The 22,905-nt window shown below is 64.8% G+C and carries 18 protein-coding genes; 8 read left to right on the top strand and 10 right to left on the bottom strand.

Annotation, left to right across the window (positions count from 1 at the left end):
• Window positions 1-51 precede the first annotated feature (51 nt).
• Window positions 52-1,155, top strand: a complete 1,104-nt coding sequence (ppk2, locus tag ABIC75_RS06860; RefSeq protein WP_354013109.1) for a polyphosphate kinase 2 — start codon at window positions 52-54, stop codon at window positions 1,153-1,155.
• Window positions 1,156-1,825: 670 nt separating this feature from the next.
• A complete protein-coding gene (locus tag ABIC75_RS06855) occupies window positions 1,826-4,483 on the top strand; it encodes a protease pro-enzyme activation domain-containing protein (RefSeq protein ID WP_354013108.1) in 2,658 nt (885 codons plus the stop codon).
• Window positions 4,484-4,564: 81 nt separating this feature from the next.
• Here ABIC75_RS06855 and ABIC75_RS06850 read toward each other — a convergent pair whose 3' ends face one another.
• From ABIC75_RS06850 to ABIC75_RS06840, 3 genes are all read right to left on the bottom strand, one after another.
• Window positions 4,565-5,056, bottom strand: coding sequence for an asparaginase domain-containing protein (locus ABIC75_RS06850; protein ID WP_046973055.1), 492 nt, complete (start codon window positions 5,054-5,056; stop codon window positions 4,565-4,567).
• 58 nt (window positions 5,057-5,114) lie between these two features.
• Complete coding sequence (locus tag ABIC75_RS06845) at window positions 5,115-6,761, bottom strand: acyl-CoA dehydrogenase family protein (protein WP_354013107.1); 1,647 nt, start codon at window positions 6,759-6,761, stop codon at window positions 5,115-5,117.
• A 97-nt stretch (window positions 6,762-6,858) separates the two neighbouring features.
• Complete coding sequence (locus tag ABIC75_RS06840; RefSeq protein ID WP_354013106.1) at window positions 6,859-7,863, bottom strand: aldo/keto reductase; 1,005 nt, start codon at window positions 7,861-7,863, stop codon at window positions 6,859-6,861.
• Window positions 7,864-8,007: 144 nt separating this feature from the next.
• Here ABIC75_RS06840 and ABIC75_RS06835 point away from each other — a divergent pair, with 144 nt between their 5' ends.
• On the top strand, window positions 8,008-8,913 hold the full coding sequence (locus tag ABIC75_RS06835) for a LysR family transcriptional regulator (RefSeq protein WP_354013714.1): 906 nt from the start codon (window positions 8,008-8,010) through the stop codon (window positions 8,911-8,913).
• Between the two features lie 6 nt (window positions 8,914-8,919).
• Here ABIC75_RS06835 and ABIC75_RS06830 read toward each other — a convergent pair whose 3' ends face one another.
• Both ABIC75_RS06830 and ABIC75_RS06825 read right to left on the bottom strand, forming a co-directional pair.
• Window positions 8,920-9,681: a class I SAM-dependent methyltransferase gene (locus ABIC75_RS06830; protein ID WP_354013105.1), complete on the bottom strand. Its 762-nt coding sequence runs from the start codon at window positions 9,679-9,681 to the stop codon at window positions 8,920-8,922.
• Between the two features lie 12 nt (window positions 9,682-9,693).
• Window positions 9,694-10,683 (bottom strand): transporter, encoded by a 990-nt coding sequence (locus ABIC75_RS06825; protein ID WP_354013104.1) that lies wholly within the window; start codon window positions 10,681-10,683, stop codon window positions 9,694-9,696.
• Window positions 10,684-10,784: 101 nt separating this feature from the next.
• Here ABIC75_RS06825 and ABIC75_RS06820 point away from each other — a divergent pair, with 101 nt between their 5' ends.
• The gene (locus tag ABIC75_RS06820) at window positions 10,785-12,257 is read left to right on the top strand and encodes a PLP-dependent aminotransferase family protein (protein ID WP_354013103.1); all 1,473 of its coding nucleotides are present in this window, start codon (window positions 10,785-10,787) and stop codon (window positions 12,255-12,257) included.
• Between the two features lie 912 nt (window positions 12,258-13,169).
• Here ABIC75_RS06820 and ABIC75_RS06815 read toward each other — a convergent pair.
• Both ABIC75_RS06815 and wrbA read right to left on the bottom strand, forming a co-directional pair.
• A complete protein-coding gene (locus ABIC75_RS06815; RefSeq protein ID WP_354013102.1) occupies window positions 13,170-13,517 on the bottom strand; it encodes a DUF2069 domain-containing protein in 348 nt (115 codons plus the stop codon).
• The gene (wrbA, locus tag ABIC75_RS06810) at window positions 13,514-14,116 is read right to left on the bottom strand and encodes an NAD(P)H:quinone oxidoreductase (protein ID WP_354013101.1); all 603 of its coding nucleotides are present in this window, start codon (window positions 14,114-14,116) and stop codon (window positions 13,514-13,516) included. The genes ABIC75_RS06815 and wrbA overlap by 4 nt, the downstream gene beginning before the upstream one ends.
• A 127-nt stretch (window positions 14,117-14,243) precedes the next feature.
• Here wrbA and ABIC75_RS06805 point away from each other — a divergent pair, with 127 nt between their 5' ends.
• The 3 genes from ABIC75_RS06805 to ABIC75_RS06795 are packed head-to-tail and all read left to right on the top strand — an operon-like array spanning window position 14,244 to window position 16,263.
• Window positions 14,244-15,518 (top strand): YihY family inner membrane protein, encoded by a 1,275-nt coding sequence (locus ABIC75_RS06805; protein ID WP_354013100.1) that lies wholly within the window; start codon window positions 14,244-14,246, stop codon window positions 15,516-15,518.
• Complete coding sequence (locus ABIC75_RS06800) at window positions 15,515-15,994, top strand: TlpA family protein disulfide reductase (protein WP_354013099.1); 480 nt, start codon at window positions 15,515-15,517, stop codon at window positions 15,992-15,994. The genes ABIC75_RS06805 and ABIC75_RS06800 overlap by 4 nt, the downstream gene beginning before the upstream one ends.
• Window positions 15,995-15,996: 2 nt before the next feature.
• Window positions 15,997-16,263 carry an acylphosphatase gene (locus ABIC75_RS06795; protein ID WP_354013098.1) on the top strand — a complete coding sequence of 89 codons (267 nt, stop codon included), beginning with the start codon at window positions 15,997-15,999 and terminating at the stop codon, window positions 16,261-16,263.
• Between the two features lie 5 nt (window positions 16,264-16,268).
• Here ABIC75_RS06795 and ABIC75_RS06790 read toward each other — a convergent pair whose 3' ends face one another.
• On the bottom strand, window positions 16,269-19,106 hold the full coding sequence (locus tag ABIC75_RS06790) for an EAL domain-containing protein (protein ID WP_354013097.1): 2,838 nt from the start codon (window positions 19,104-19,106) through the stop codon (window positions 16,269-16,271).
• Window positions 19,107-19,338: 232 nt separating this feature from the next.
• On the opposite strand from ABIC75_RS06790, the gene ABIC75_RS06785 reads away from it, so the two are divergent.
• Window positions 19,339-19,839 (top strand): VOC family protein, encoded by a 501-nt coding sequence (locus ABIC75_RS06785; RefSeq protein WP_354013096.1) that lies wholly within the window; start codon window positions 19,339-19,341, stop codon window positions 19,837-19,839.
• Window positions 19,840-19,842: 3 nt separating this feature from the next.
• Here the strand turns inward: ABIC75_RS06785 and ppk2 (ABIC75_RS06780) are convergent, their stop codons facing one another.
• Both ppk2 (ABIC75_RS06780) and ABIC75_RS06775 read right to left on the bottom strand, forming a co-directional pair.
• Window positions 19,843-20,622, bottom strand: a complete 780-nt coding sequence (ppk2, locus tag ABIC75_RS06780) for a polyphosphate kinase 2 (RefSeq protein ID WP_354013095.1) — start codon at window positions 20,620-20,622, stop codon at window positions 19,843-19,845.
• Between the two features lie 144 nt (window positions 20,623-20,766).
• Window positions 20,767-22,872, bottom strand: a complete 2,106-nt coding sequence (locus ABIC75_RS06775) for an O-linked N-acetylglucosamine transferase family protein (protein WP_354013094.1) — start codon at window positions 22,870-22,872, stop codon at window positions 20,767-20,769.
• Between the last annotated feature and the right edge of the window lie 33 nt (window positions 22,873-22,905).

The raw sequence follows: 22,905 nt of genomic DNA, 5'->3' as shown, positions 1-22,905 counted from the left end.
TCGAATGTTGCGCGCGCATGCGCAACATCGCCAACACCGAAAGGAATCGCCATGTCCATCTCATCGACGGGGCGTCGCGCTGCGTCCAGGCGCTCGAATGCAGCCACGTTGTCGCCTCCTGCCAACGGCGGCGGTCCGCATGCCAAGGAAATACAGACGGTCGGCCATGCCGTGGCCTCTGCGCAGACGGCGGTGGCCGAAGGCGCGCGAGACATCTTCGTGGGCGAGGCGGCCAAAGATGCCGATTCGCTGTACGAGAGCATGCGCACCGTGCTCGATGGATTGTCGCCTGATGACGCGGCGCGCATTCGCAGCCTGGTGCTGGAAGGCGATCCGGGCATGCGCAGCACGGGGCATCGTCACCCCGACGACGAACTCTCGGCCGGCTGGCGCAACGGCGAATACCCATACCGCTACAAGATGCAGCGTCGTTCGTACGAGAAGCAGAAATACCGCCTGCAGGTGGAGTTGCTGAAATTACAGGCGTGGGTGCGCGAGACGGGCCAGCGCGTGGTCATTCTTTTCGAAGGCCGTGATGCAGCAGGAAAGGGCGGCGCCATCAAGCGCTTCATGGAGCATCTGAACCCGCGCGGTGCGCGCGTGGTCGCGCTGGAAAAGCCCTCCGAATCGGAGTGTGGCCAATGGTATTTCCAGCGCTACATCCAGCATCTGCCGACACGCGGCGAGATCGTGCTGTTCGACCGCAGCTGGTACAACCGCGCCGGCGTCGAGCGCGTGATGGGTTTCTGCACGCCCGCCGAGTACGACGAATTCATGCGCCAGGTACCCGAATTCGAACGGCACCTGGCCAATAGCGGCATCCATCTCTTCAAGTTCTGGTTTTCGGTGAGTCGGGCGGAGCAACGTCGACGTTTCGAGGAACGCAAGCTGCATCCGCTCAAGCAATGGAAGCTCAGTCCCGTGGACCTGGCGTCGTTGGACAAGTGGGATGAGTACACCAAGGCCAAGGAGGCCATGTTTGCGCACACCGACACGGCCGATGCGCCGTGGATGGTGATCCGTTCCGACTGCAAGAAGCGGGCGCGCCTCAATGCCATGCGGCACATCCTCAACCGCATCGCTTACGCCAATCGCGACGAGCGCACCATCGGTCTGGCCGATCCGTTGATCGTGGGGCGGGCGCTTTTTGGTTAAGCCCCATCGCAACGCCGGCCATGGGAGCGCTACCGGTGCCGCTTGAATTTATCGATGATTAATTTTCTTCATCGTGCCGTGAAGAGGCGTTGCTGGCGTGCGCGCAATATCTTTCGCATGTGCTCTTTCGATCCGCGATTTTCGAGCGAACCACCTAGACGACATCGAATCGATATAACTCGCGCCAGATAGCCATCGGCGTTCGGATGCAAAAATTGCGACGGGCATCACCACTTTTTTCAACGATTTGAATCGCGTCGAATTCCAAAGCGATCCTGTCTTTGTATGGGTTGCGCAAGCGGTCGCAACTAAAAACGAAAACGGCCCTTGATTCGCAGGTTATTGCTGCTTTTGAGGCGTTTCTCATGACTTCCCGTTTGCGTTGACGCTCCGAATTTTCTTGATTAGCGTCAATTGATCCGTGAGCGGGAGGGTTGACGGATGGTCCTTTGGCGACGTGGATACCGGGCTTCGCCCGGTACGCGTCGTTTAGCGAGTCTGTGCCTGGGCATGCCGTTCCATGGAATGGCAGGGGGAAAGCAAGTCCGGGTGCCTATCGGATCGCAACACAGTCACGAGACCTGAGGCCGCTTAGCGCGGCGCCTTCATGCATGTGGTGCAACGCACCGCATCGGGTCGGTTCGTCCTCAAAAACGTCAAGGAGACAAGAATGACTGTTCGTATCGATTTGCGGGGAAAGGCAATTCGCAAGGCACTGCTGCCGATGGCCATGTCGCTTGCCATGGCTGGATCGCTGCACGCGGCGACCAATGACGCTTGGGTAGGCGTACGCACGCAAGCAGCCATGAGTCGCTCGTCCGGGCTCAGCACCGCCGCCACCACTGCCGCGGCAAGCAACGGCACGTGGACATTGAGCATGCACGGCTCGCCAACGGTCGACGCCGCGACGGTGTCGCCGCTGGAAGCGAGCAGGCCGGTGCACGTGGCGCTCAGCCTCAACCTGCGCAATGTGGATGAGTTGGAGACATTCCTGCATGCAGTGAACGATCCCGCCAGCGCGCAGTTCCACCACTTCCTCACGCCTGCGCAGTTCAAGGCACGCTACGCGCCGACCGACGATCAAGTGGCGCAGGTGCTGGCGCATCTGCGCCAGTCGGGCTTCAGCAACGTGCAGGTGTCGCCGAACAACATGTTGATCGAGGCCGATGGCAATGCCACGTCGGTCAACGCAGCCTTCCGCACCACCATGCGTACCTTCGCCTTTGGCGGCAAGCAGCGCATCGCCAATGATTCGGCCGTACAGGTGCCGGCCGCACTCGGTGGCATCGTCAATGCCGTGCTCGGCCTGCAGAACCTCAACGTGCCGCACACCATGCATCACATCGTGGGGCCGGTGCATGCGAACGCGAACAACGTCGGCATCCTGGCCGCGGCGGCACAGACCTCGCACAGCCCGAAGGATTTCCCGGCGATCTACGACGCCGGCAGCACGCCGACGGCATCCACTACCAAGGTCGGCATCATCACCTGGGGTGACATGACCCAGACCATTGCCGATTTGAAGACCTTCACCACCGGCGCCGGCATGAGCACGGTGAACACGCAAGTGGTGAAGACCGGCAGCCAGGCCTATGCGGACGATCCCGACGGCGACGGCGAATGGAACCTGGATAGCCAGACCATCACCGGTACCTCGGGCGGCGTGAACACGCTGATCTTCTACACCGCGCCCAACTGCGCCAACGACAGTTGCCTCACCGATGCGGCCATCACCGCGGCGTACAACCGCGCGGTGACCGACAACACGGCGAAGGTGATCAACGTGTCGCTGGGCGAGGACGAATCGGCGGCCAACAGCTCCGGTACGCAATCGGCGGACGACGCGATCTTCGCGCAGGCGGTAGCGCAGGGTCAGACCTTCTCCATCGCCTCGGGCGATGCGGGCGTGTATCAGTGGTCCAGCGATCCCACCGAAGGCGCGCCGGGTTACGTCGCCAACTCCGCGGGCACCGTGAAAATCTCGCTCACCCATTACTCCGTCAGCGAGCCGGCCAGTTCGCCGAACGTGGTAGCGGTGGGCGGTACCACGCTCAGCACCACGGGCACCACGTGGTCAGGCGAGACGGTGTGGAACGAAGGGCTTGCCGCCGTCGATCCGAACAATGGCGACAACAACAAGCGCCTGTGGGCCACCGGCGGCGGCGTGAGTTTGTTTGAAGCCGCACCGAGCTGGCAGACCACCGCGCTGGGTTCGTCGGTCACCAAGCGCCAGGTGCCCGACGTGGCGTTCGATGCCGCGCAATCCACCGGCGCGAACATCGTGATCCAGGGCCAGACTTACCAGATCGGCGGCACCAGCCTGGCTTCGCCGATCTTTGTCGGCATCTGGGCGCGCATCCTCTCGGCGAACAACAACACGCTGGGCCTGCCGACGCAGAACATGTACGCGCATTTCCCCACCGACGCCACGCCGCTGCATGACGTCACCTCGGGCAACAACGGCTACAGCGGCAACGGCTACACCGCCAAGGCCGGCTATGACAACGCCACCGGTTGGGGCTCGCTCGACATCGCCAAGTTCAACAGCTACGTCACCCAGTACTGGGGCGGCGGTGGTGGGGGTGGCACGGGCGGCACGCCGACGGCGAACTTCAGCTTCGTCACCAATGGCCTCGTCGCCAACTTCACCGACAGTTCGACCGATACGGGCGGCAGCATCTCCGCGCATGCATGGACCTTCGGCGATGGCGGCACCTCCACCACGGCAAGCCCGAGCCACACCTATGCCGCGGCCGGCACGTACAGCGTGACGGAGACGGTGACCGATGGCGTCAGCGCCAAGACTTCGAGCAAGACCTCGTCGGTGACGGTGACGAGCGGCGGTACGCCGTCGCAGCTCCTCGTGAATCCCGGCTTCGAAACCGGCACGGCTACTCCGTGGACGATCAGCTCCGGCGCGCTCTGCAGCAACAGCACCTGCAGCGGCGAGACGGCGCATGCCGGCACCTGGTTCGTATGGCTGGATGGCTACGGCAGCACACACACCGACACCGCGTCGCAGAAGGTGACCATCCCCAGCGGCAAGACCTCGGCCACGCTGACGTACTACCTGCACATCGATACCGCCGAGACCACCAAGACCACCGCGTACGACAAGCTCACCGTGCAGGTGCTCAACAGTAGCGGCACGCTGCTGAAGACGCTGGTGACGTACTCGAACCTCAACGCGGCGGCAGGTTACGCGCAGGCGAATTTCGATCTCAGTGCGTACATCGGCCAGACGGTGACGATCAAGTTCACCGGCACGGAGGATTCGTCGGAGCAGACCTCGTTCGTGCTCGATGACGTGAACCTCAACGTGCAGTAACCGCGCGTTCGCGTGGTGCAAAAGCAAAAGGCCCGGTCAACGATGACCGGGCCTTTTTTCTTTCGTCGTTATACGTGCAAATCAGCCGTTGCTTTCCTCGAAGCGATTCGCGTCGCGGTTCTTGCGCACCTTGGACGGATCCCACACGCGACCGTTCATGGTGATGTACACGCCATCGGGCAGCGTCTGCACGGCGGCCACGGCGCAACCGATGTTGAACACCGCATCAGAACCCTGGAAGCGCGCGGGATTGAGCGCGCCCGTGAGCACGATCACCTTGCCCTTGATGCTGGCCAGCTCGCGTGCGGTTTCCACCATGGTGTCGGTGCCGTGCGTCACCAGCACGTGGCGATGCGGCTGCGCTTCGATGGTGGAACGCACCAGCGCGCGGTCCTCATCGTTCATGTGCAGGCTGTCCTTGCGCAGGATCGGAATCACATCGAACTGGAAGGCCACGCCGAGCTGGCTGAGGATGTCGCCGATCTGGGGCGAGCCGATCTTGTAGTCCGACTTGTCGTCGAAATAGATCTTGTCGATGGTGCCGCCGGTGGTGACGATGGTCAGATGCTGCATGGTCGGAAGTCGCCAGGGTGGGGAAGCGGGCATTTTAGCGGCTGGGCCGTTTTCGTGCTCAGTGCGGGCCCAGCAGCAGGGCGGTATCGGTGGCGTCGGCCGCCGTGAACCGCGACAGGCCGTGGGCCACGAAGCGGCGCAGCGCGGCCCCGGTACGCGCCGCGCCGTGCGGTGCGGACCAGGTGTCGTGGCGGGCCAGCAGCGCGGCGGCGGTGCAGCGGGCGAGGGTGAGCGCCAGGCCACGGGCACCCGCCTCCAGCGCGTCGCGCTCGCCGGCGCGGCTTTGCAGGTAGGCGGTGGCGGCGTCGAGCGCCTTGTGGATGTCCTGGCGCGCATGCGCATCGATGCTGTCGGCCAGCCAGCCTTCGATGGCCGTGCGCAGGGCGCCGAGGTTGTCGCCGGCCAGCGCGCGCAGGCTATCCAGCGACAGCACGTTGGTGGTGCCCTCCCAGATCGCATACACCTGCGCATCGCGCAGCAACTGGGGCAGGCCGGTGTCCTCGATGTAGCCGGCGCCGCCGAAACATTCCAGCGCTTCGGAACACAGCTCCACTGCCATCTTGCCGGTCCACAGCTTGGCCAGCGGCGTAAGCAGGCGAAGCAGGGCGACTTCATGCGGTTGCGCGGCACCGTGTTCCACGCGTCCAAGCAGATGCGCTACTTCGAAGGTGAGCGCGAATGCACCTTCGAATTCCGCCTGCATGTCAGCCAGCGTCTGCGCGTGCAGCGGCTGATCGATCAACCGCTTGCCGAACGCACGGCGTCGCGTGGCGTAATCGCGCGCCAGCGACAACGCGCGCGCCATGCTGGCGGTGGCGCCCACGGCATTCCACGTGCGCGTGATGTTGAGCATCGGCGCCACTTGCCGCACGCCGTTCGACAATTCGCCGAGCGGCCACGCGGGCAGGCCATCGAGATGGATTTCCGCCGTGGGCAGCTCGTGCGTGCCGAGCTTGTCCTTCAGGCGATCGATGATGAGTTCGGGCTTGCGACGTTCGCCATCCATCGTCTCGACGTAGAACAGCGCCAGCGCGCCCGGGCCGCTGCCGGCGCCTTCGGGGCGCGCGAGGCCCAGCGCCATTTCGCCGACCACGGCCGAGCTGAACCATTTGCGCCCATGGAGGCGCCATTGTCCCGACGCATCCTGCCGCGCGATGGTCTCGGTGTTGCCCACGTCCGAGCCACCGGCGTTCTCGGTCATCCACTGGCCGCTGAGCCAGAACGTCGATGCGTCGCGACTGAGCAGATGCGGCAGCGCGCGTTCGATCAGCGCCTTGTTGCCCGAGGCCTTGAGCGCGGTGGCCGCGCCATCGGTCATCGCCAGCGGGCAGCTGTAGAACTCGCTGGCCACGTGATAGAGGTAGGCGCGTGCGAATTCTTCCAGCCGCGCATGCTCATGCGCTTCGTGGCCGGCGGCGAGTACGGCGTGTTTGGTCGTGATGTGCGGGCCTTCCCGCCAGGCCTCGGTGAGCTCGATGCGATCGACACGGTTGCCCCACGCATCCCACTGCGTGAGCACGGGCTTGCGACGCGTGCTGCGGCAGGCGCGTTCCCATTCCATGACGGCGTAGTCGCCCAGCGCCTGCAGGTCAGGTTCGATGGCGGCGAGGCGCGAGGGCGGCAGCGCGCGACGAAGCATGGCGCGCAGCAGCGGGTCTTCACGATACGGATGAGCGAGCTGCGGCGGATCTTGCAGGAATCCCATGATCGGCTCTCGACGGATCGGTGCCGTCGAGTATAGGCCGCGCCCGGTGGTGTTGCGTGGTGGCCACATCGATACAGCGATGTGGCCACGCAGGCCATCAGTGGGCGTGCGCGCGCTCGCTATCCAGGTGCGCCATCTGCGCAGCGGCGTAACGCTCGCCGGCAGCGGCATGCTTCGGCACGGCGGCTTCGATGGCGGCCAGATCATCGCCGCTCAACGAAACATCGAGCGAACCGAGCGCTTCCTGCAGTCGATCGCGACGACGCGCACCCACCAGCGGCACGATGTCCTTGCCCTGTGCGGCAACCCACGCAATGGCGAGCTGTGCCACGGATACGTTCTTCTCTTGTGCAATCGTGCGCAGCGCGTCAACCAGCGCAAGGTTGTGGTCGACGTTGCCCGCCTGGAAACGCGGACTGATGGCGCGGAAATCGCCCTTGCGCGTGCTGTTCTTGTCCCAGTGTCCGCTGATCAGGCCGCGCGACAACACGCCGTACGCGGTGATGCCGATGCCCAGTTCGCGACAGGTCTGCAGGATGCCGTCCTCGATGCCGCGCGAGATCAGCGAGTATTCGATCTGGAGATCCGCGATCGGATGCACGGCCGCAGCGCGGCGTATGGTTTCCGTGCCCACTTCCGACAAGCCGATGTGGCGCACGTAGCCTGCCTTCACCATGTCGGCGATGGCGCCGACGGTGTCTTCGATGGGCACGTTGGGGTCGAGCCGCGCGGGACGATAGACGTCGATGTAATCCACTCCCAGGCGCTGCAGCGTATAGGCGAGGAAATTCTTCATCGCGGCGGGACGCGTGTCGTTGCCGCCCCAGCCGTTGGCGGGATCGCGCAACGCGCCGAATTTCACGCTGATGAGGGCCTTCTCGCGCGGCACGTTCTTCAGCGCTTCGCCGATCAGCATTTCGTTGTGGCCCATGCCGTAGAAATCGCCGGTATCGAGCAGGGCGATGCCTGCATCGAGCGCGGCGTGGATGGTGGCGATGCTTTCGGCGCGATCGGAAGGTCCGTACATGCCCGACATGCCCATGCAGCCCAGGCCGAGGGCGGAAACGCGGGGACCGGTGGCGCCAAGTTGACGGTGTTGCATGGTGAATCTCCAGAGGGTGGCCGCAGCAGGCGGGGGGATCGGTTCGAGGGGAAGTATGGCGTAGCGTCCGGTGTACGATAATCCGGTCCTATCCGTACGACCTGTGCCGGAATCCGCACAATGGAAGAGCTTGGCCTCGCCGATATCGAAGCATTCATCGCGGTGGCGCGCGCCCGCGGTTTTCGCGGCGCTGCGTTGCAGGGCAATGTTTCCGCCTCTGCACTGAGCGCCGCATTGCGCCGGTTGGAGTCACGCCTTGGCGTGCGCCTGCTCAATCGCACCACGCGCAGCGTCACGCCCACCGAAGCCGGGCAGCGTTTGCTCGATCGGCTAGCGCCGCTGATCGGCGACATCGGTGGTGCGCTCGACAGCATCAACGCGTACCGCGACAGCCCCACGGGCACGCTGCGCCTCAACGTGCCTTCCATCGTGGCGCGGCATGTACTGCCACCCATCGCCACGCGTTTCCTGAAAGCGCATCCGGGCATCACGCTCGATGTGATCACCGACGATGCCTTCGTCGACATGCTGGCGGCGGGTTGCGATGCGGGCATTCGCTATGAGGAACGCGTGGAACGCGACATGATCGCGATGCCCATCGGGCCGCGCACGCAGCGTTTCGTGGCGGCAGCATCGCCCTCCTATCTGGCAGAGCGTGGAAGACCGGCGAAACCGCAGGACCTGGTGAATCACGCCTGCATCCGGCATCGCTTTCCCAGTGGTGTCATTGCGGCATGGGAATTCGAGCGTCGCGGCAAGACCGTGCGCATCCGTCCCGATGGCCCCCTGCTCGCGTCCACCATCGAGATGGAAGTGGAGGCAGCCGTGGCGGGCCTGGGCATCATCCACACCTTCGAGGAATTCCTGCAGCCGCAGCTGGAAAGCGGTGCGCTGGAACCGGTGCTCGAAGACTGGTGCCAAGGTTTCACCGGCCCGTTGCTGTACTACCCCAGCCGCACGCACATGCCGGCGCCACTGCGTGCCTTCGTCGATTTCATCAGGAACGAAGGCACGCAGCAGGGGGACGGTGAAGTGCGCCGGACAAAGTGAAGCAGCTCAGGGTTTGCGGAACTTGTAGATGAAGCGATCCGTGTTGCCCTTGATGGACGGATCGCGGATGCCCTTGGTGTGATCGTCGGCAGGATTGCGTAGCGCATCGCTTTCGCCATCGAACTGAAAGCCAACGGCGGTGAGCTCGCTCTTCACCGCGGCCGGGTCGATGCGATGCAGGTCGTTGGTCTTGGTGATGCCGGTGCCATCGGCCGCGGCGTGATCGAGCACGATCAGGATGCCACCGGGCTTCAGCGCATCGAACAGGCGCTTGTCGAGCTTGGCCATGTCCGGCGCGCCCATGAAGGGATCGTGCAGGTCGTGGTAGTTCTGCGAGGTCCAGATCACGTCCACCGGTTCGGGCAACTTCAGTTCGTTCACCGGTTCCACCAGCACGCTGACGTTGGCATAGCCTTCCTTGCCGGCGAAGCTGCGCACGCTTTCCAGGCCCTTCGGCGCGATCTTGTCCATCTCGGCGGGCTGCAGCGCGTAGACCTTGCCCTTGCTGCCGACCATGCGGCTGAACAGGCGCGTGTAATAGCCCTTGCCGGGCATCAGATCCACCACGACATCGCCGGGCTTGATGCCGGTGTAGCCGAGCACGACGGCGGGTTTGCGCTGCTCATCCAGCGCACGATCTTCCTCGGGGCGATGCTTGTCGGCGATGGCCAGGCCGACGAAGCTCGGCAGGGGATGCGTCGCCGGCGCTGCTACCGCGGCGGTGACAGTGAGCAAGGCGGCAACAGCGATCAGGCGGAAACGCTTCATGGGGTCATTTCCTCAGTGCACGTAGTTGAGAGCGATCGCAGGCGTGACGGACGACGTAGTGCGGTTGCCCGAGGGAATGACACGCACGCCCAGCAGCAGGCCGATGTTCGGCGACCAATTGTATTCCACGGCCGGCGCGAACCCGATGTAGCGATTGGACTTGGCGCCCAGCGGTGTGTCGGGTGGAAAGGGATCGTTGTTCGCGAATTCCTGTCCGCCCACGTGCGTACTGCTGTTGTGGTTGTAGATCACATCCAGCGCCAGCACCCAGTTCCGCGTGAGGCTGTATTCGAACGACGCATTGGCGAAGGCGTTGTTGCCGGGGCGTGCGTGGCCGCGAAAGTTTGCGTCGGTGCCGTACACGCTTACGCCTTCCACATCCGTGCTCGATGAAAACGAGAGGGAAACATTGAAGCGCACGCGCAGGATGCGGCCGTTGGGCATCCACAGATACGTCTGCGTGTTGAGGCCAATGGTCGTGGTGTACGCGCCGCTTCCGAGGCCGTCGGCGGGGCGATTCCCGAGGCGATCGTATTTGCCGCTGGGAAAGGTTTCCTGCACCTGGATGGCCACGGTGGGCAGCCAGCTCCCTTCGTGGAACTGCCGCAGGCGGTATTGCGCCTGCACCGTGATGTCGCCTACTTGCACGCCGTTGCTGTTCGGCGCGCCGCTGACGCGGTTGTAGCCGAACACCGGAATGATGCCCATGGTGAAGTTGTTGGCCACGCCGTAATTCATGTACGTGCGCGAACCGAAACTGTCCACGCCGCGACTGGTGACGTCGTAGAGATAAGGCTCGAGCAGCACGTGGCCAGGCGGCAGCGTTTCGGCCGAATTGGCCATCATCGGGCCGGTCCACCAGGCGTTCTCGCGGGTCTGCGGCACTTCGGTCGCGGAGGATTCGTCCTGCGCGTGGCAACTGCCCGGCAGGCACAGCAGCAGCGCCAGGCACAGCACGAAAAAGCGTGGGTCGATCAGCGATGAGGGCGGTTGGCGCTTCATGGTTGATGGCTCGGTCGGACGGGTGCAAGCTATGCCCGCAAGTGGTTGGCTGAAATAACCACTTTGTCATCAGTTGATATGACCACTCTGGAGCCGTCGCCATGCAGCGCATTCCCGCCGGATTCCTGCCGCCCGTGGCCATGGACATGGCCAGCGATTCGCCCATGTACCAGCAGCTGTCGGACTGGTTTCGCCGCGCCATCAGCAGCGGGCAGCTGAGGCCTGGGCAGCGCGTGCCTTCCACCCGCAGCCTGGCCAACGAGCTGGGCATTTCGCGCATTCCGGTGCTCGGCGCGTACGAACAACTGCAGGCCGAAGGATTCCTCGAAACCTTCACCGGCGCAGGCACCTGCGTGGCCAGGGCCATTCCCTCAGACATGACGATGGGCCGGATCAAGGCAGCGCGCCCGGAACCGACCACGCGTAGCGGCTCACGGCGCACGTCGCTGCGCGCCGCACAGATGCATACGCCGGAAGCGACCTGGCTGGCGAACATGGGCGCGTTTCGCGTGGGCCTGCCGGCGCTGGATGCGTTTCCCACGGCGCTATGGTCGAAGCTGGTGAGCCGGCACGCGCGCCATCTGTCGCCGGAGGCGATGGGCTATGGCGATCCCATGGGACATCTGCCGCTGCGCGAGGCCATTGCCGAATACCTGGGTGCCTCGCGCGCCGTGCGCTGCGATGCGTCGCAAATCCTCATCACCACCGGTTCGCAGCAGGCGTTGCAGATCTGCGCACACGTGTTGCTCGATCCGGGCGAGCGCGTGTGGATGGAAGATCCCGGCTATCCCGGCGCGCACCAGGCCTTGCGCACGGCCGGCGCCGAACTGGTGCCGGTGCCCGTGGATGCGGAAGGCATCGACGTGGCGCACGGCACACGCGTGGGCGTGGGTGCGCGTGCCGTGTACATCTCGCCGTCGCACCAGTTCCCGCTGGGCATGGCGATGAGCGCGTCGCGGCGCATGCAGTTGCTGCGCTGGGCTGCGCAAAACGATGCATGGATCATCGAGGACGACTACGACAGCGAATACCGCTTCGGCAGCCGCCCGCTGTCGTCGTTGCAGGGCACCGACACGCATGCGCGCGTGATCTATCTGGGCACCTTCAGCAAGGTGATGTTCCCTGCGCTCCGACTGGGCTACGTCGTGGTGCCACACGACCTCGTGCCGGACTTCCATGCGGCGCGCGATGCCATCGACACGTTCTCATCGATGCTCTACCAGTCGGTCATGACCGAATTCATCCGCGAGGGACATTTCGCGCGGCATATCCGCAGCATGCGCACGCTGTACATGGAGCGCCGCGTCGCGGTGCACGACGCCATCCAGAAATATCTGGGCGAGCGTCTGGAGGTGATCGGCACGGAAGCAGGCATGCAGTTGGCGGGGTTGTTGCCGCATGGCGTGGATGATGTGGCGGTGTCGCGCAAGGCGGCTACCAAGGGCGTGTCGGTGCGGCCGCTGACGCCGTGCTACATCGTTGCGCCGGAGAGGGGAGGGTTGTTGCTGGGGTATGGGGGGGCGAATCTTGCGCAGATTGATGAGGGGGTGAGGAGGTTGGCGGAGTGTTTTTAAGGGGATGGTTTTTGGGCAGGTGTTTGCGAGTGGGTTCTTTCGATCGCCATTCCTGCGCAGGCGATTTTCAGCAGCGAAGGATGGCTTAGCTCGTCATTCCTGCGGAGGCAGGAGGCGCTTTTCAACAGCCGAAGGCTGGTCATCCAGTGACTTTGCACTTGGTTGCCGCGAATCCTCTGCTCGCTCTTATGCGGCGCTTCTGCGATCTGGCCGCTTACGCAGCGGGCGTTTCGATCGGCTGCCGCCGCTCGAGTCACTTTTCTTTTGCTGGCCCAAAAGAAAAGTAACCCAAAGAAAATGGCCTTCAGAGCAAAGGCTCGCAGCATAGCGAGGGGATAAGCCCTAACGCTCGAGGATGGTTTGCGCGGGACACCCATGGGAGGCCACACAGCGAGTACGCCAAAGCGCTGCGCAACGCGCCCGAATCGCAGAGGACTTAAAGCGGAGCCTCGCTTCGCATCGGCCTTTGCTTTGGCTTCGCTCTTCACGCCTTCTCTGTGCACCTCACTTCTCCCTCTCCCCTTGTGGGAGAGGGCTGGGGTGAGGGGCGGGTGCTCGCGGACGCGTAGCTACTTCGAGCTTTGGCTTTCGCATTTGCTTCTGCTCTTGGCTCTGTGGGGTCCCCGTATGACAGCGGCGGGCGGGTGGAGGAAAGCCCGCAGGGTGGCCGCAGGGATGCGGCCAGTTTTTCGACAGGACACGGATGTCCTGTCGAAAAACCCCGTAACCCGACCGCGTACCTTCCGTCCAAGGGACGGAAGGCGTGTCATCCGGGGGGGGCGTTTCTTTGGGTTACTTTTCTTTGGGCAAGCAAAGAAAAGTGACCCGGACCGCGGCAGCGGTTCGGAAGCCCGCGGCAGGCGAGCCAGATCGCGATGTAGTTGGGTAGAAGCAGGCAGCAATCATCAAGCGCTACACCGAACGTCGCCTCTTCACCCCCGCCCCCAACACCCCAATCAACGTCAACGTAAATCCAATCTCCAACCACGCCAGCCAACGCTCTCCCGGTGCACTCCACGCCTCGCTCACGCCATGGCAGAAATAGAACAGGCTGAGAATGCCCACCCAGAGCAACGCGCGACGCACGTCGCGAACCGCAAGCAGCGGTAGCAGCAACGGCACTACCGTGATGGCGAGCACCAGGGCAGGCGGCATGGTCTGCGCGGGAAACAGCCAGCCATGCCAAACCAGTTGCAGCACGGTCAGCGCGGCCCACGCGAGCAATCCCACGCGATAGTTGGTGGTGACAGATGCCGTCATGCGGCACCCGCCAAACGACGCGCCACGTCCGCAAGGCGACGCCCCAGCGCGCGGGCCAGTTCGCGTTCGTGTTCGCTGATGGCGTTGTCGCCTTTGGCGCCGGCAACGTGGCTGGCGCCGTAAGGCGTGCCGCCGCTCTGGGTCGCGGTGAGTGCGGGCTCGGTGTACGGCAGGCCGACCAGCAGCATGCCGTGATGGAGCAACGGCAGGGCCATGCTGAGCAGGGTGGATTCCTGGCCGCCGTGCATGGTGCTGGTGGCGGTGAACACCGCGGCAGGCTTGCCGGCGAGTACGCCGCTGGCCCATTCCGCGCCGGTGGAGTCGAGGAAGTATTTGAGCGGCGCCGCCATGTTGCCGAAGCGAGTCGGGCTGCCCAATGCCAGACCGACGCATTCGGCGAGGTCCTCGCGCGTCACGTAGGGCGCGCCTTCTTCCGGCTCGGGCGGCTGCGCCACTTCGGTGACGGGCGCGACGGGCGGCACCTGGCGCAGCCGGGCGCGCATGCCGGGGATTTCCTCCACGCCGCGCGCGATCAATCGGGCGAGCTGGGCGGTATGGCCGGAGCGGCTGTAGTAGAGGACCAGGATGTCTTGGCTCATGGCGTTGGGCGTGAGTGTCTCGATCGGTTAGTGTAACGGGCGTTCAAGCCCCCGTCGGCGCCCTGTTCACGCACTGCGCATGAGGCATGGCGTCACCATGGGGCGTTCGACGTCGAAAGGAGTCACCATGGCCTTGCGTTTCGATCGCGACCGCTTGCACAGCTTCCGCCGTTTCCTGTGGCAGCGGTTCATCGACGACAAGTGCTTCGAGACGGCCGGCGCGCTGTCCTACACCACGCTGGTCTCGCTGGTGCCACTGATCGTGGCCTCGCTGGCGATCTTCGCCGCGTTTCCCGCGTTTGCCGGCGCGCGCGGCACGCTGATCGATTTCGTATTCACCAACTTCGTTCCCGCGGCGGGCGAATACGTGAAGAAGTACCTCGACGCCTTTGCCAACAACGCCAGCCAGCTCACCGGCATCAGCATCCTGGTGATGTTCTTCAGCGCGCTGTCGATGATGGTGAGCATCGAGGACCGCATGAACCGCATCTGGCGCGTGCAACGCCAACGCGGCTGGGTGTCGCGCCTGCTGTTGTATTGGGCCGCGCTCACGCTGGGGCCGGTGTTGATCGTGGGCGGTGTCGCGGTGGCGTCCTACGCTACGGCCTTGCCGTTACTCAACGATGCGGCAAGCACGCTCAACCTGAAGGGGCGACTGGTCGGCGTGCTGCCGTTCACCGTCACCTTCCTGACGCTGATGCTGATCTACATGGTGGTGCCCAACCGCCGCATCCATTGGCGCAACGCCGCCATCGGCGCCTTGATGGGGGCCATCCTGTTCGAGCTGGCGCGCTGGGGTTTTGCGCGCTTCATCCATCATGCGCAAACCTACCAGCAGGTGTATGGCGTGCTGGCGGCGCTGCCGATCTTCCTGCTGTGGATCTACCTGTCGTGGGTGATCGTGATTCTTTGCGCGTCCGTGGCCGCGGCGGTTTCGGCCTTCGACTACCTGCCGCCCTCGCAATTTCTTCGCGAGGATGCGGCCTTGCTGGGCCTGCTCGTGGTGCTGGGGCATTTCATCGAGGCACAGCGCGAAGGACGCAAGATCACGCCCGATACGGTGCGCGCCAAAGAGCCGCGACTGCATCGCGCGTCCATCGTGAATTATTTCGGCGACCTGCAGCGCGCGAAACTCATCGAGGGCGAAGTGGGTTCCGGCTGGCTGCTTTCGCGCAGTCTCGACAGTACTGACCTGATGCGCGTGTATGCTCATTGCAGCTACCGCGTGCCCTTGCATCCGGTAGAAGCGGCCAGCGTGCATGAACTGCGCTTGCCGGCCCCGCTGCTTGCGCTGCTCGATGAGGCGGCGCTGGCGCTGGACGGCATGCTGCACACGTCGTTGCACGACGCTTATCCGCTGGACCAAACGGTTTCGAACTTATCCAAGGACACATCGCGATGAAGTTGTTGAAAACGCTCGCCGCCGCAGGCTGCATGCTGGCCCTGGCCGGCGCGGCGCACGCCGCCATGCCCGAGCAGCCGTCGATCAAGGTGACCACGCTCGATGGCAAGCCGTACGACCTGGCCTCGCAGCGTGGCAAGTGGGTGATCGTCAATTACTGGGCCACCTGGTGCGTGCCGTGCATCAAGGAAATGCCGGACATTTCCAGGTTCGTCAGCGCTCACAAGGACAAGGTCAGCGCCATCGGCCTTGCCTACGACGACAGCGACAAGGCGGACATCCAGGCGTTCGTCGCCAAGCACCCGGTGAGCTATCCGATTGCGCAGGTGACGATGGACAAGCCGCTGAAGGATTTCGATGAACCCCGTGGCCTGCCCACCACCTGGCTGATCGGCCCGGATGGCAAGGTGGCCAAGCGTTTCGTCGGCACGGTCAACGAAACCTCGCTGGGCCAGGCCATCGGCCTCGGCAAATAACCATGGCCGCCATGCGCTTCTTCGTCAAAGGTCGCGTGCAGGGCGTGTTCTATCGCGCCAGCACGCGCGAGCAGGCGATGGCGCTTGGCTTGTCGGGTTATGCGAGAAATCTGGAGGACGGTCGCGTCGAGGTCGTCGCCATCGGCGCGGCGCCATGCATCGAGAAGCTGGAACGATGGTTGTGGCAAGGGCCCACCGGCGCGCGTGTCGACGAAGTGGTGCGTGAAGCCTGCGAAGAAATCGACGTCGTCGGCTTCCGCACGCACTGAGTGGCTCACGCGCTGGAGTGCGTCGATGCGCGCGCGGTTCCCAGCGGTCCCGTCCGCTGCAGGAACGGCCGCGGCACGGAAAGCACGAAGCCCTGTGCAAAGTCGATGCCCAGCCGATGCACCGCCGCCAGCAGTTCAGGCGTGCTCACGCATTCGGCAATCGTCCGCTTGCCGGTGACGTGGCCGATGTTGTTGATCGCCTCGACCATGGCGTAGTCGATGGGATCGTCGATCATGTCCTTGACGAAGCTGCCTTCGATCTTCACGAAATCGACGGGCAGGTGCTTGAGATAGGTAAACGAGGACATGCCGGCGCCGAAGTCGTCCAGCGAGAAATAGCAGCCCAGCGCGCGCATCTCGTGGATGAAGGCCGTGGCGCGTGAAAGGCTGGAAATGGCCGCGGTCTCGGTGATCTCGAAGCAGATCGACGAGGGTGCAATGTCGAACGCCGCAAATTGCTGGCGCAGGAACACGGCAAAGCCCTCCTCGCATAGCGAGGTGCCGGAAAGGTTGATCGCGCATTGCGAGGGGATTTCGGCCACGCCCCGATCCATCGCCCCGCGCAACGCGGCAAACGCCGATTGCACCACCCACCGATCAATGGAAGGCATCAACCCGTAGCGTTCGGCGGCGGGGATGAAGGCCCGCGGCGGTATCAGTTCGCCGTCTTCGCCCACCATGCGCAGCAGCACTTCCACGTGCCGATGAGGCGGGTGGCGGCGCAAGTCCACGATGTCCTGCTCGTAGAGTGCGAACCGCTGGCTGGCGAGCGCGGCCTGGATGCGGCTGACCCAACTCATCTCGGTCTGCCGCACGGCCACCTCGTCGTCGTCGAGGTGATAGGTCTGCACGCGATTGCGGCCTTTTTCCTTGGCCAGATGGCAGGCCGCGTCGGCCGCGCCGAGGATGTCCTCGCGCGCCAGTCGATCATCGGCGCTCAGGCTGACCAGACCGATGCTGGCGCTGGTCGCAAAGCCGCGTTCGCCGAACGCGAAGTTGAGGTCGCCGATGGCGACGCGCAGTCCCTCGGCAACGGTGAGCGCGGCATCCGCGTCGCAGTCTTCCAGCAACACCACGAATTCGTCGCCACCCAGTCGCGCCACCGCGTCCGTCGGGCGCACGTGTTCGAAGAACAAGGCGGCGATCTGGCGCAGCAGTTCGTCGCCGGCCGCGTGGCTGCAGGTGTCGTTGACCACCTTGAACTGATCGAGATCCAGGTACAGCACGGTGAACGGGCGACCGTTGCTTTCCGCGGAGGTCATGGCGCGCGCAAGACGGCGTTCGAACTCGCGGCGGTTGATCAGGCCGGTGAGTACATCGTGGCTCGCCTGGTAACTCAATTGCGCCGCATGCTCGCGATCGCTGCTGACGTCGCGCAGCACCAGCACGGCGCCATCCATGTTGCCGGAGCGATCGCGGATGGGCGTGGCGGTCAGGTCGACGGCGATCGTCGTGCCTTCCGGATGCATCAGCACGAGCTTGTCGTTCTGGCTCCAGGCCGGCTGGCCATCGAGCACCTGCATGACCGGATCGGCGATGGGAACGCCGCTGCTCTCGGCCACGAAATGGCAGATGGAACCCACCGGCCGGCCGCGCGCGCGGTCGGTGGTCCAGCGCGTGAGGCGTTCGGCGCTGGGGTTGAGCAATTCGATGCAGCCGGTGGCGTCGGTGGTGATCACCGCGTCGCCAATGGACTGCAGCGTGACCTCGGCGCGTTCCTTCGCCGCGAACAGCATGGCGTCCGCTTTGCGTCGCTCGGTGATCTCCGTGACGGAGCCTGCCATGCGTCGCGACGCGCCCGTGGCATCGCGCGAGGAGGCGCCGCGCGCATGGAACCAGCGCGGTGCACCGAAGCGTTGCGGTACCCGGAATTCGACGTTCAGCGGATGGTTGCGCCACACGTGCGCGGTCACGGCGCGCATCACCTGGCGACGGTCGTCCGGATGCAGGCAGAGAAACACGGAAGTGGCGGCGCCGTCGTCCGTGATGTTGAGTCCAAGCATCTGCCGCAGGCGAGGGGAGAGGTAGATGTGCCCGGTGGTGCGGTCCCAATCCCACAGGCCGTCGTTGCTGCCGGCCACCGCGAGCTGGAAGCGGTCTTCGCTGGCGCGCAGCTCATCGGCCACCCGCACGCGATCGTCCAGCAGTCGGCGTGCGCGTCGCGCGGCGATCAGCACCATCGTCGCTGCCGCCAGGCACAACCACACGCGCAGCAGGTTGACGGTTTCGCGCGAGGCGGAACCCAACGCATCGGTGAATGCGTATTCCATCGGCGTGAGCCGTTCGTCGATGGCGCGCAGCTGCGCACTGGTCGATTCGGCCCAGGCGCGGTCACGCTCGCCCGCGCTGATGCGTCGGTGCGCGTCGGCGCCAAGCGCGACCATGTCATCGATGGAACGATCGGCTTCCACCCATATGTCGACCGCGCGGCGGATGCTGCCCACGTTGTGGAAGTAGCGATAGAGACGGGCCATGCCGGGAATGTCGGCCTCGTCGGTGCCGCCGCGACGGAATCCCTCGGTCACCACCGACATGTCGGGGTGGGCGCGGTCCAGTTCGACGCGTCCGGCGCGATGGCCCAGGGGTACGGCGACGGCGTCGAGGAACTGCCGGTAGTCGGCTTCGGCGTTGCTGGATAGGTAGTGCTGCAGGCTGGAGACAGCGATCTTCTGCGCCTTGGACCAACGGCTTTCGCCGCCCACGAAGGCGCGCGCCGCGGAAAGGATGTCCAGGCTGGCAACGCACAGCCCAATCATCACCACGACGACCAGTACGAACGGCGTGACGATCTCGGCCGCTCTGTCCCCTTTGACCAGTTCGGGCCTCCGGCCTCTTCCTGGCATAGACGCACCCCAGCGTGCCTGGATTTCAGGCCTTCGCCTTATCGGCCCGGGAAGGCAAAGCTTGAACCGGGCCGGCCCGGGCCTTCACTTCGCGTCGACCTTGGACGCACGGCGCGGGGAGTACATCACCGTGTCGATTCGGCGGCGCGTCGCTCGTCGTCTGGATGAAGGGCCACGCCCTGCGACGGCCAGCCCATCGATGGTCGATCCATCACGCCAAGGAGAGTGCCGCATGTCCACGCGATTCCAGCGCATCACGCCGTTCCTGTGGTTCGACCATCAGGCCGAGGACGCTGTCCGGTTCTACGTGTCGATCTTTCCCAACTCGCGCATCCTCGCCACCACGCACTACACGGCAGAGAGTGCCAGGGCATCGGGTCGTGCCGAAGGTTCGGTGATGACGGTCGATTTCGAACTCGACGGCCAGTCCATGGCGGCCTTGAACGGTGGCCCGATCTTCCAGTTCAATGAAGCCATGTCGCTCGTGGTGCACTGCCGCTCGCAGGAGGAGATCGATCACTACTGGGATCGTCTGCTCGAAGGCGCCGCCGACAAGAACGGCCAATGCGGCTGGCTGAAGGATCGCTTCGGCCTCTCGTGGCAGGTGGTGCCGGACGAGATGATGCCCTTGCTCACCACCGGCGATGCGGCCAGCGTGGCGCGCGTCCACGCCGCCATCATGAGCATGCAGAAGATCGACGTGGACGCGTTGCGCCGCGCGGCCGCGGGATAAGCCTCACTCGCCGAAGCTGTCGGGCACCCATTCCGCCTTGCGCGTGACCTGCTCGGACTTGGGCTTGCCCTTGAGCTTGGGCAGCTTGGGTTCGGGAATGCTTTCCTCGCTGCGCGGCACCTGTTCGAGCAGGTGTCGGATCAGGTTGATGCGCCCGCGCTTCTGGTCGTTGAAGTTCACCACGAACCAAGGTGCGTGCGGCCGGCTGGTGCGTTCGATCATCAGGTCGCGCAGGTGGCCGATTTCCTCGTACTTGTCGCGCGAGGCGAGGTCGGTGGCCGAGAGCTTCCAGCGCTTGAGCGGGTCTTTCGCGCGTTCGTCGAAGCGCTCTTCCTGCTCTTCCTGGTCCACCGCGAGCCAGTACTTGAGCAGGATGATGCCGTCGTCGGTCAGCAGTTTCTCGAACGCCGGCACCGCCGACATGAAGGCCTTGTACTGCGCCTTGCTGCAGAAACCCATGGCCGGCTCGATCACGGCGCGGTTGTACCAGCTGCGGTCGAACAGCACGATTTCGCCGGCGCTGGGGAGATGTTCCACGTAGCGCTGGAAATACCATTGCGAGGACTCGACGTCGTTGGGCTTGCCCAGCGCCGCGATACGGTAGCCGCGTGTATCCATCGACTCTGTGATGGCCTTGATCGTGCCGCCTTTGCCGGCCGCGTCGCGTCCCTCGAAGATCACCACCAGCCGGTGGCCGCTGCGCTGCAGCCAACGATGCAGTCCGGCCAGCTCCAGCTGGAGTTCGGCCATGCTGTGGCGATAGGTTTTTTTCTTCTTGCCCATGGTGCGCCTCCTTGGGTAAAGCCCCCTGGCATTGTCCGTAGTCGGGGCAAGGGCGGAGTGAAGAAGCCCTCCATGCCTTGTGCCCGTCGTTCCGCGAAACCGGAGCACCGCGACGTGCTCCGGCTGGCAAGCCTGGCCGGCGGGTTACAGGTCCAGGTCGGCCGGCTTGCGGCCGATGCGGTAGCGCGCGCTCATGGCCTGCAGCGCGCGACGGAAATCACCGGCGAAGCCCTTCATGTCGAACAACGAGCTTTGCGTGCGTTGCTGCGACAGGTGCTGGCGCAGCGTGGCCAGTGCCTCGCGATCGTTGCCCAGCTGCGTGGCCATGGCGATGAAGGCTTCCTCGTCCTCGCAGATCAGCTCAGGCAGGCCGAGCTGTTGCAGCAGGCTGGTGGCGACGCGACCGGCGAAGGTGTGGCCGGTGCAGGTGAGCACCGGGCAGCCTGCCCACAGGGCATCGGAAGCGGTGGTGTGCGCGTTGTACGGCAGTGTGTCGAGGAACAGGTCGGCGTTGAGGTAACGCGAGAGGTACTCCGGGTGCGCCAGGCGCGGCAGGAACACCAGGCGCTCCGGCGCAATGCCCGCGGCGCTGGCGGCGGCGCGCAGGCGATCATTCGCATCGTCCACGCCGCTGAGCAGCCACAGCACGCTGTCGGGTACTTGCTGGAGCACCAGCATCATGCGCGCGAACGCCGCCGGATTGATTTTGTAGCCGTTGTTGAAGCAGGCGAACACGGTGCCCTGTTCGGGCAGGCCGCATTCGGCGCGCGACGGCGGCTGCGCCACCTCGCGCGTGTTGTCGTTGGGCTGGTAGCAGCGCGGCAGGCGCACCAGCTTTTCGCTGACGTGCGCGCGCAGCTCATCGGACACGGTGACCTTGTCGGCCACCAGGTAATCCATCCAGGGCGCACCCATGCTGCCCGGATAGGCGAGCCAGTTGACCTGGATGGGCGCGGGCCGCAACGCGAAGAGTTCGGCGTTGTCGCGGCCCGAATAGCCGTTGAGATCGACCAGCACTTCCACGCCCGTGTCATGGATGCGCTGGGCGACCTGCGCGTGATTGAGCGCGGAGAGGTCGTGCATGGTGGTGGCCGCGGCCAGGCGCCGGCGGATGGAACCGCCGTCGTCGGGCGTGGTGGCGAACAGGTGCAGGTCGAGATCCTCGTCGTTGGCGAGAACCTCGAACATCGCCACCACCAGCAGACCGGTGGCGTGGTCGTTGAAGCCGTCTGCCACGAAACCGACGCGGATCGGGCTGTCGGGCGCCGGCTTGGCATGGCTGAAGGCCTGCTGCTTGCGCAGCGGCGCCGTCTGTTCCTCGATTACCGCGGCATAGGCCTTGGCCGTCTTCAAATGCATGGCGGCATCAACGTCTTCGGCCAGCATGGTGAAGGGGCTGACCACCGTCGTGCCATCCACCACTGCGGCCTGCAGGCGGTTGCTCAGGTCGTCCAGGTCGTGCCAGTCCCACAAGCGGCGGCGCAGAAACAGCAACTGGCTCAGGGCACGACCATCATTGGGATTCAGGCGCAGCGCGCGCTCGTAGGCGTCGGCTGCCGCTGCGAGTTGCCCGCCATCTTCCATCACCTGGCCCGCGGCAAGCGGGTACTGCGGGTTGCGTGGCGACAGGCGTTCGGCCTGCAACCAGGCCTTGGTGGCTTCGGCGCCGTTGCCCTGCGTCTGCAGGATGCGTCCACGCAGCGCATAGGCAGCGTCGAAACGGGGATGCAGGGCCAAGGCTTCGTCGGCGTGCGTGCGCGCCTGATCGACGTTGCCCAGTTCCAGTTCGGCGGCCGCGAGGTTGAGGCGCAGGCCCGGATGGTCCGGTGCGCCGTGCGTGGCCATGGCATAGGACTCGCGCGCATGCTGGAAGCGGGCGGCCGCCATCAGTGCGTTGCCCAGCGTCAGCAGGATGGCGGGGTGGCCGGGCGACTGGCGCAGGGCGGCACGCAGGAATTCGATGGCACCATCCGCATCGCCATTGGCGAGCCGGGCGCTGCCGAGGTTGCACTGCACTTCGACGCTTTTCGGTGCCAGCTGGGAGGCCTCCTCCAGCACTCTCACGGCATCGGCGGGCCGCTGCAGCTGCAGCAGGGCCACGCCGTGCAGGCGGGCGAGTTCGACGTCGTCGGGGTAATGCCTGCGCGCATCGCTGGCGGCCTGTTCGGCGGCATCGAACGCACCGCGCTCGATCTGTTCAACGATCTGCTGCGCGAGCACCTGGGAAGAGGGGGTAAAGAGATCAGTCATCCGCCCAAACTAACGCAGGGCGGGCATGGCTGC

Origin of the sequence: Dyella japonica, assembly GCF_040545895.1 — a bacterium.
Lineage (GTDB): Bacteria > Pseudomonadota > Gammaproteobacteria > Xanthomonadales > Rhodanobacteraceae > Dyella > Dyella japonica_D.
This window is presented reverse-complemented; position numbering and strand designations above follow the sequence as displayed.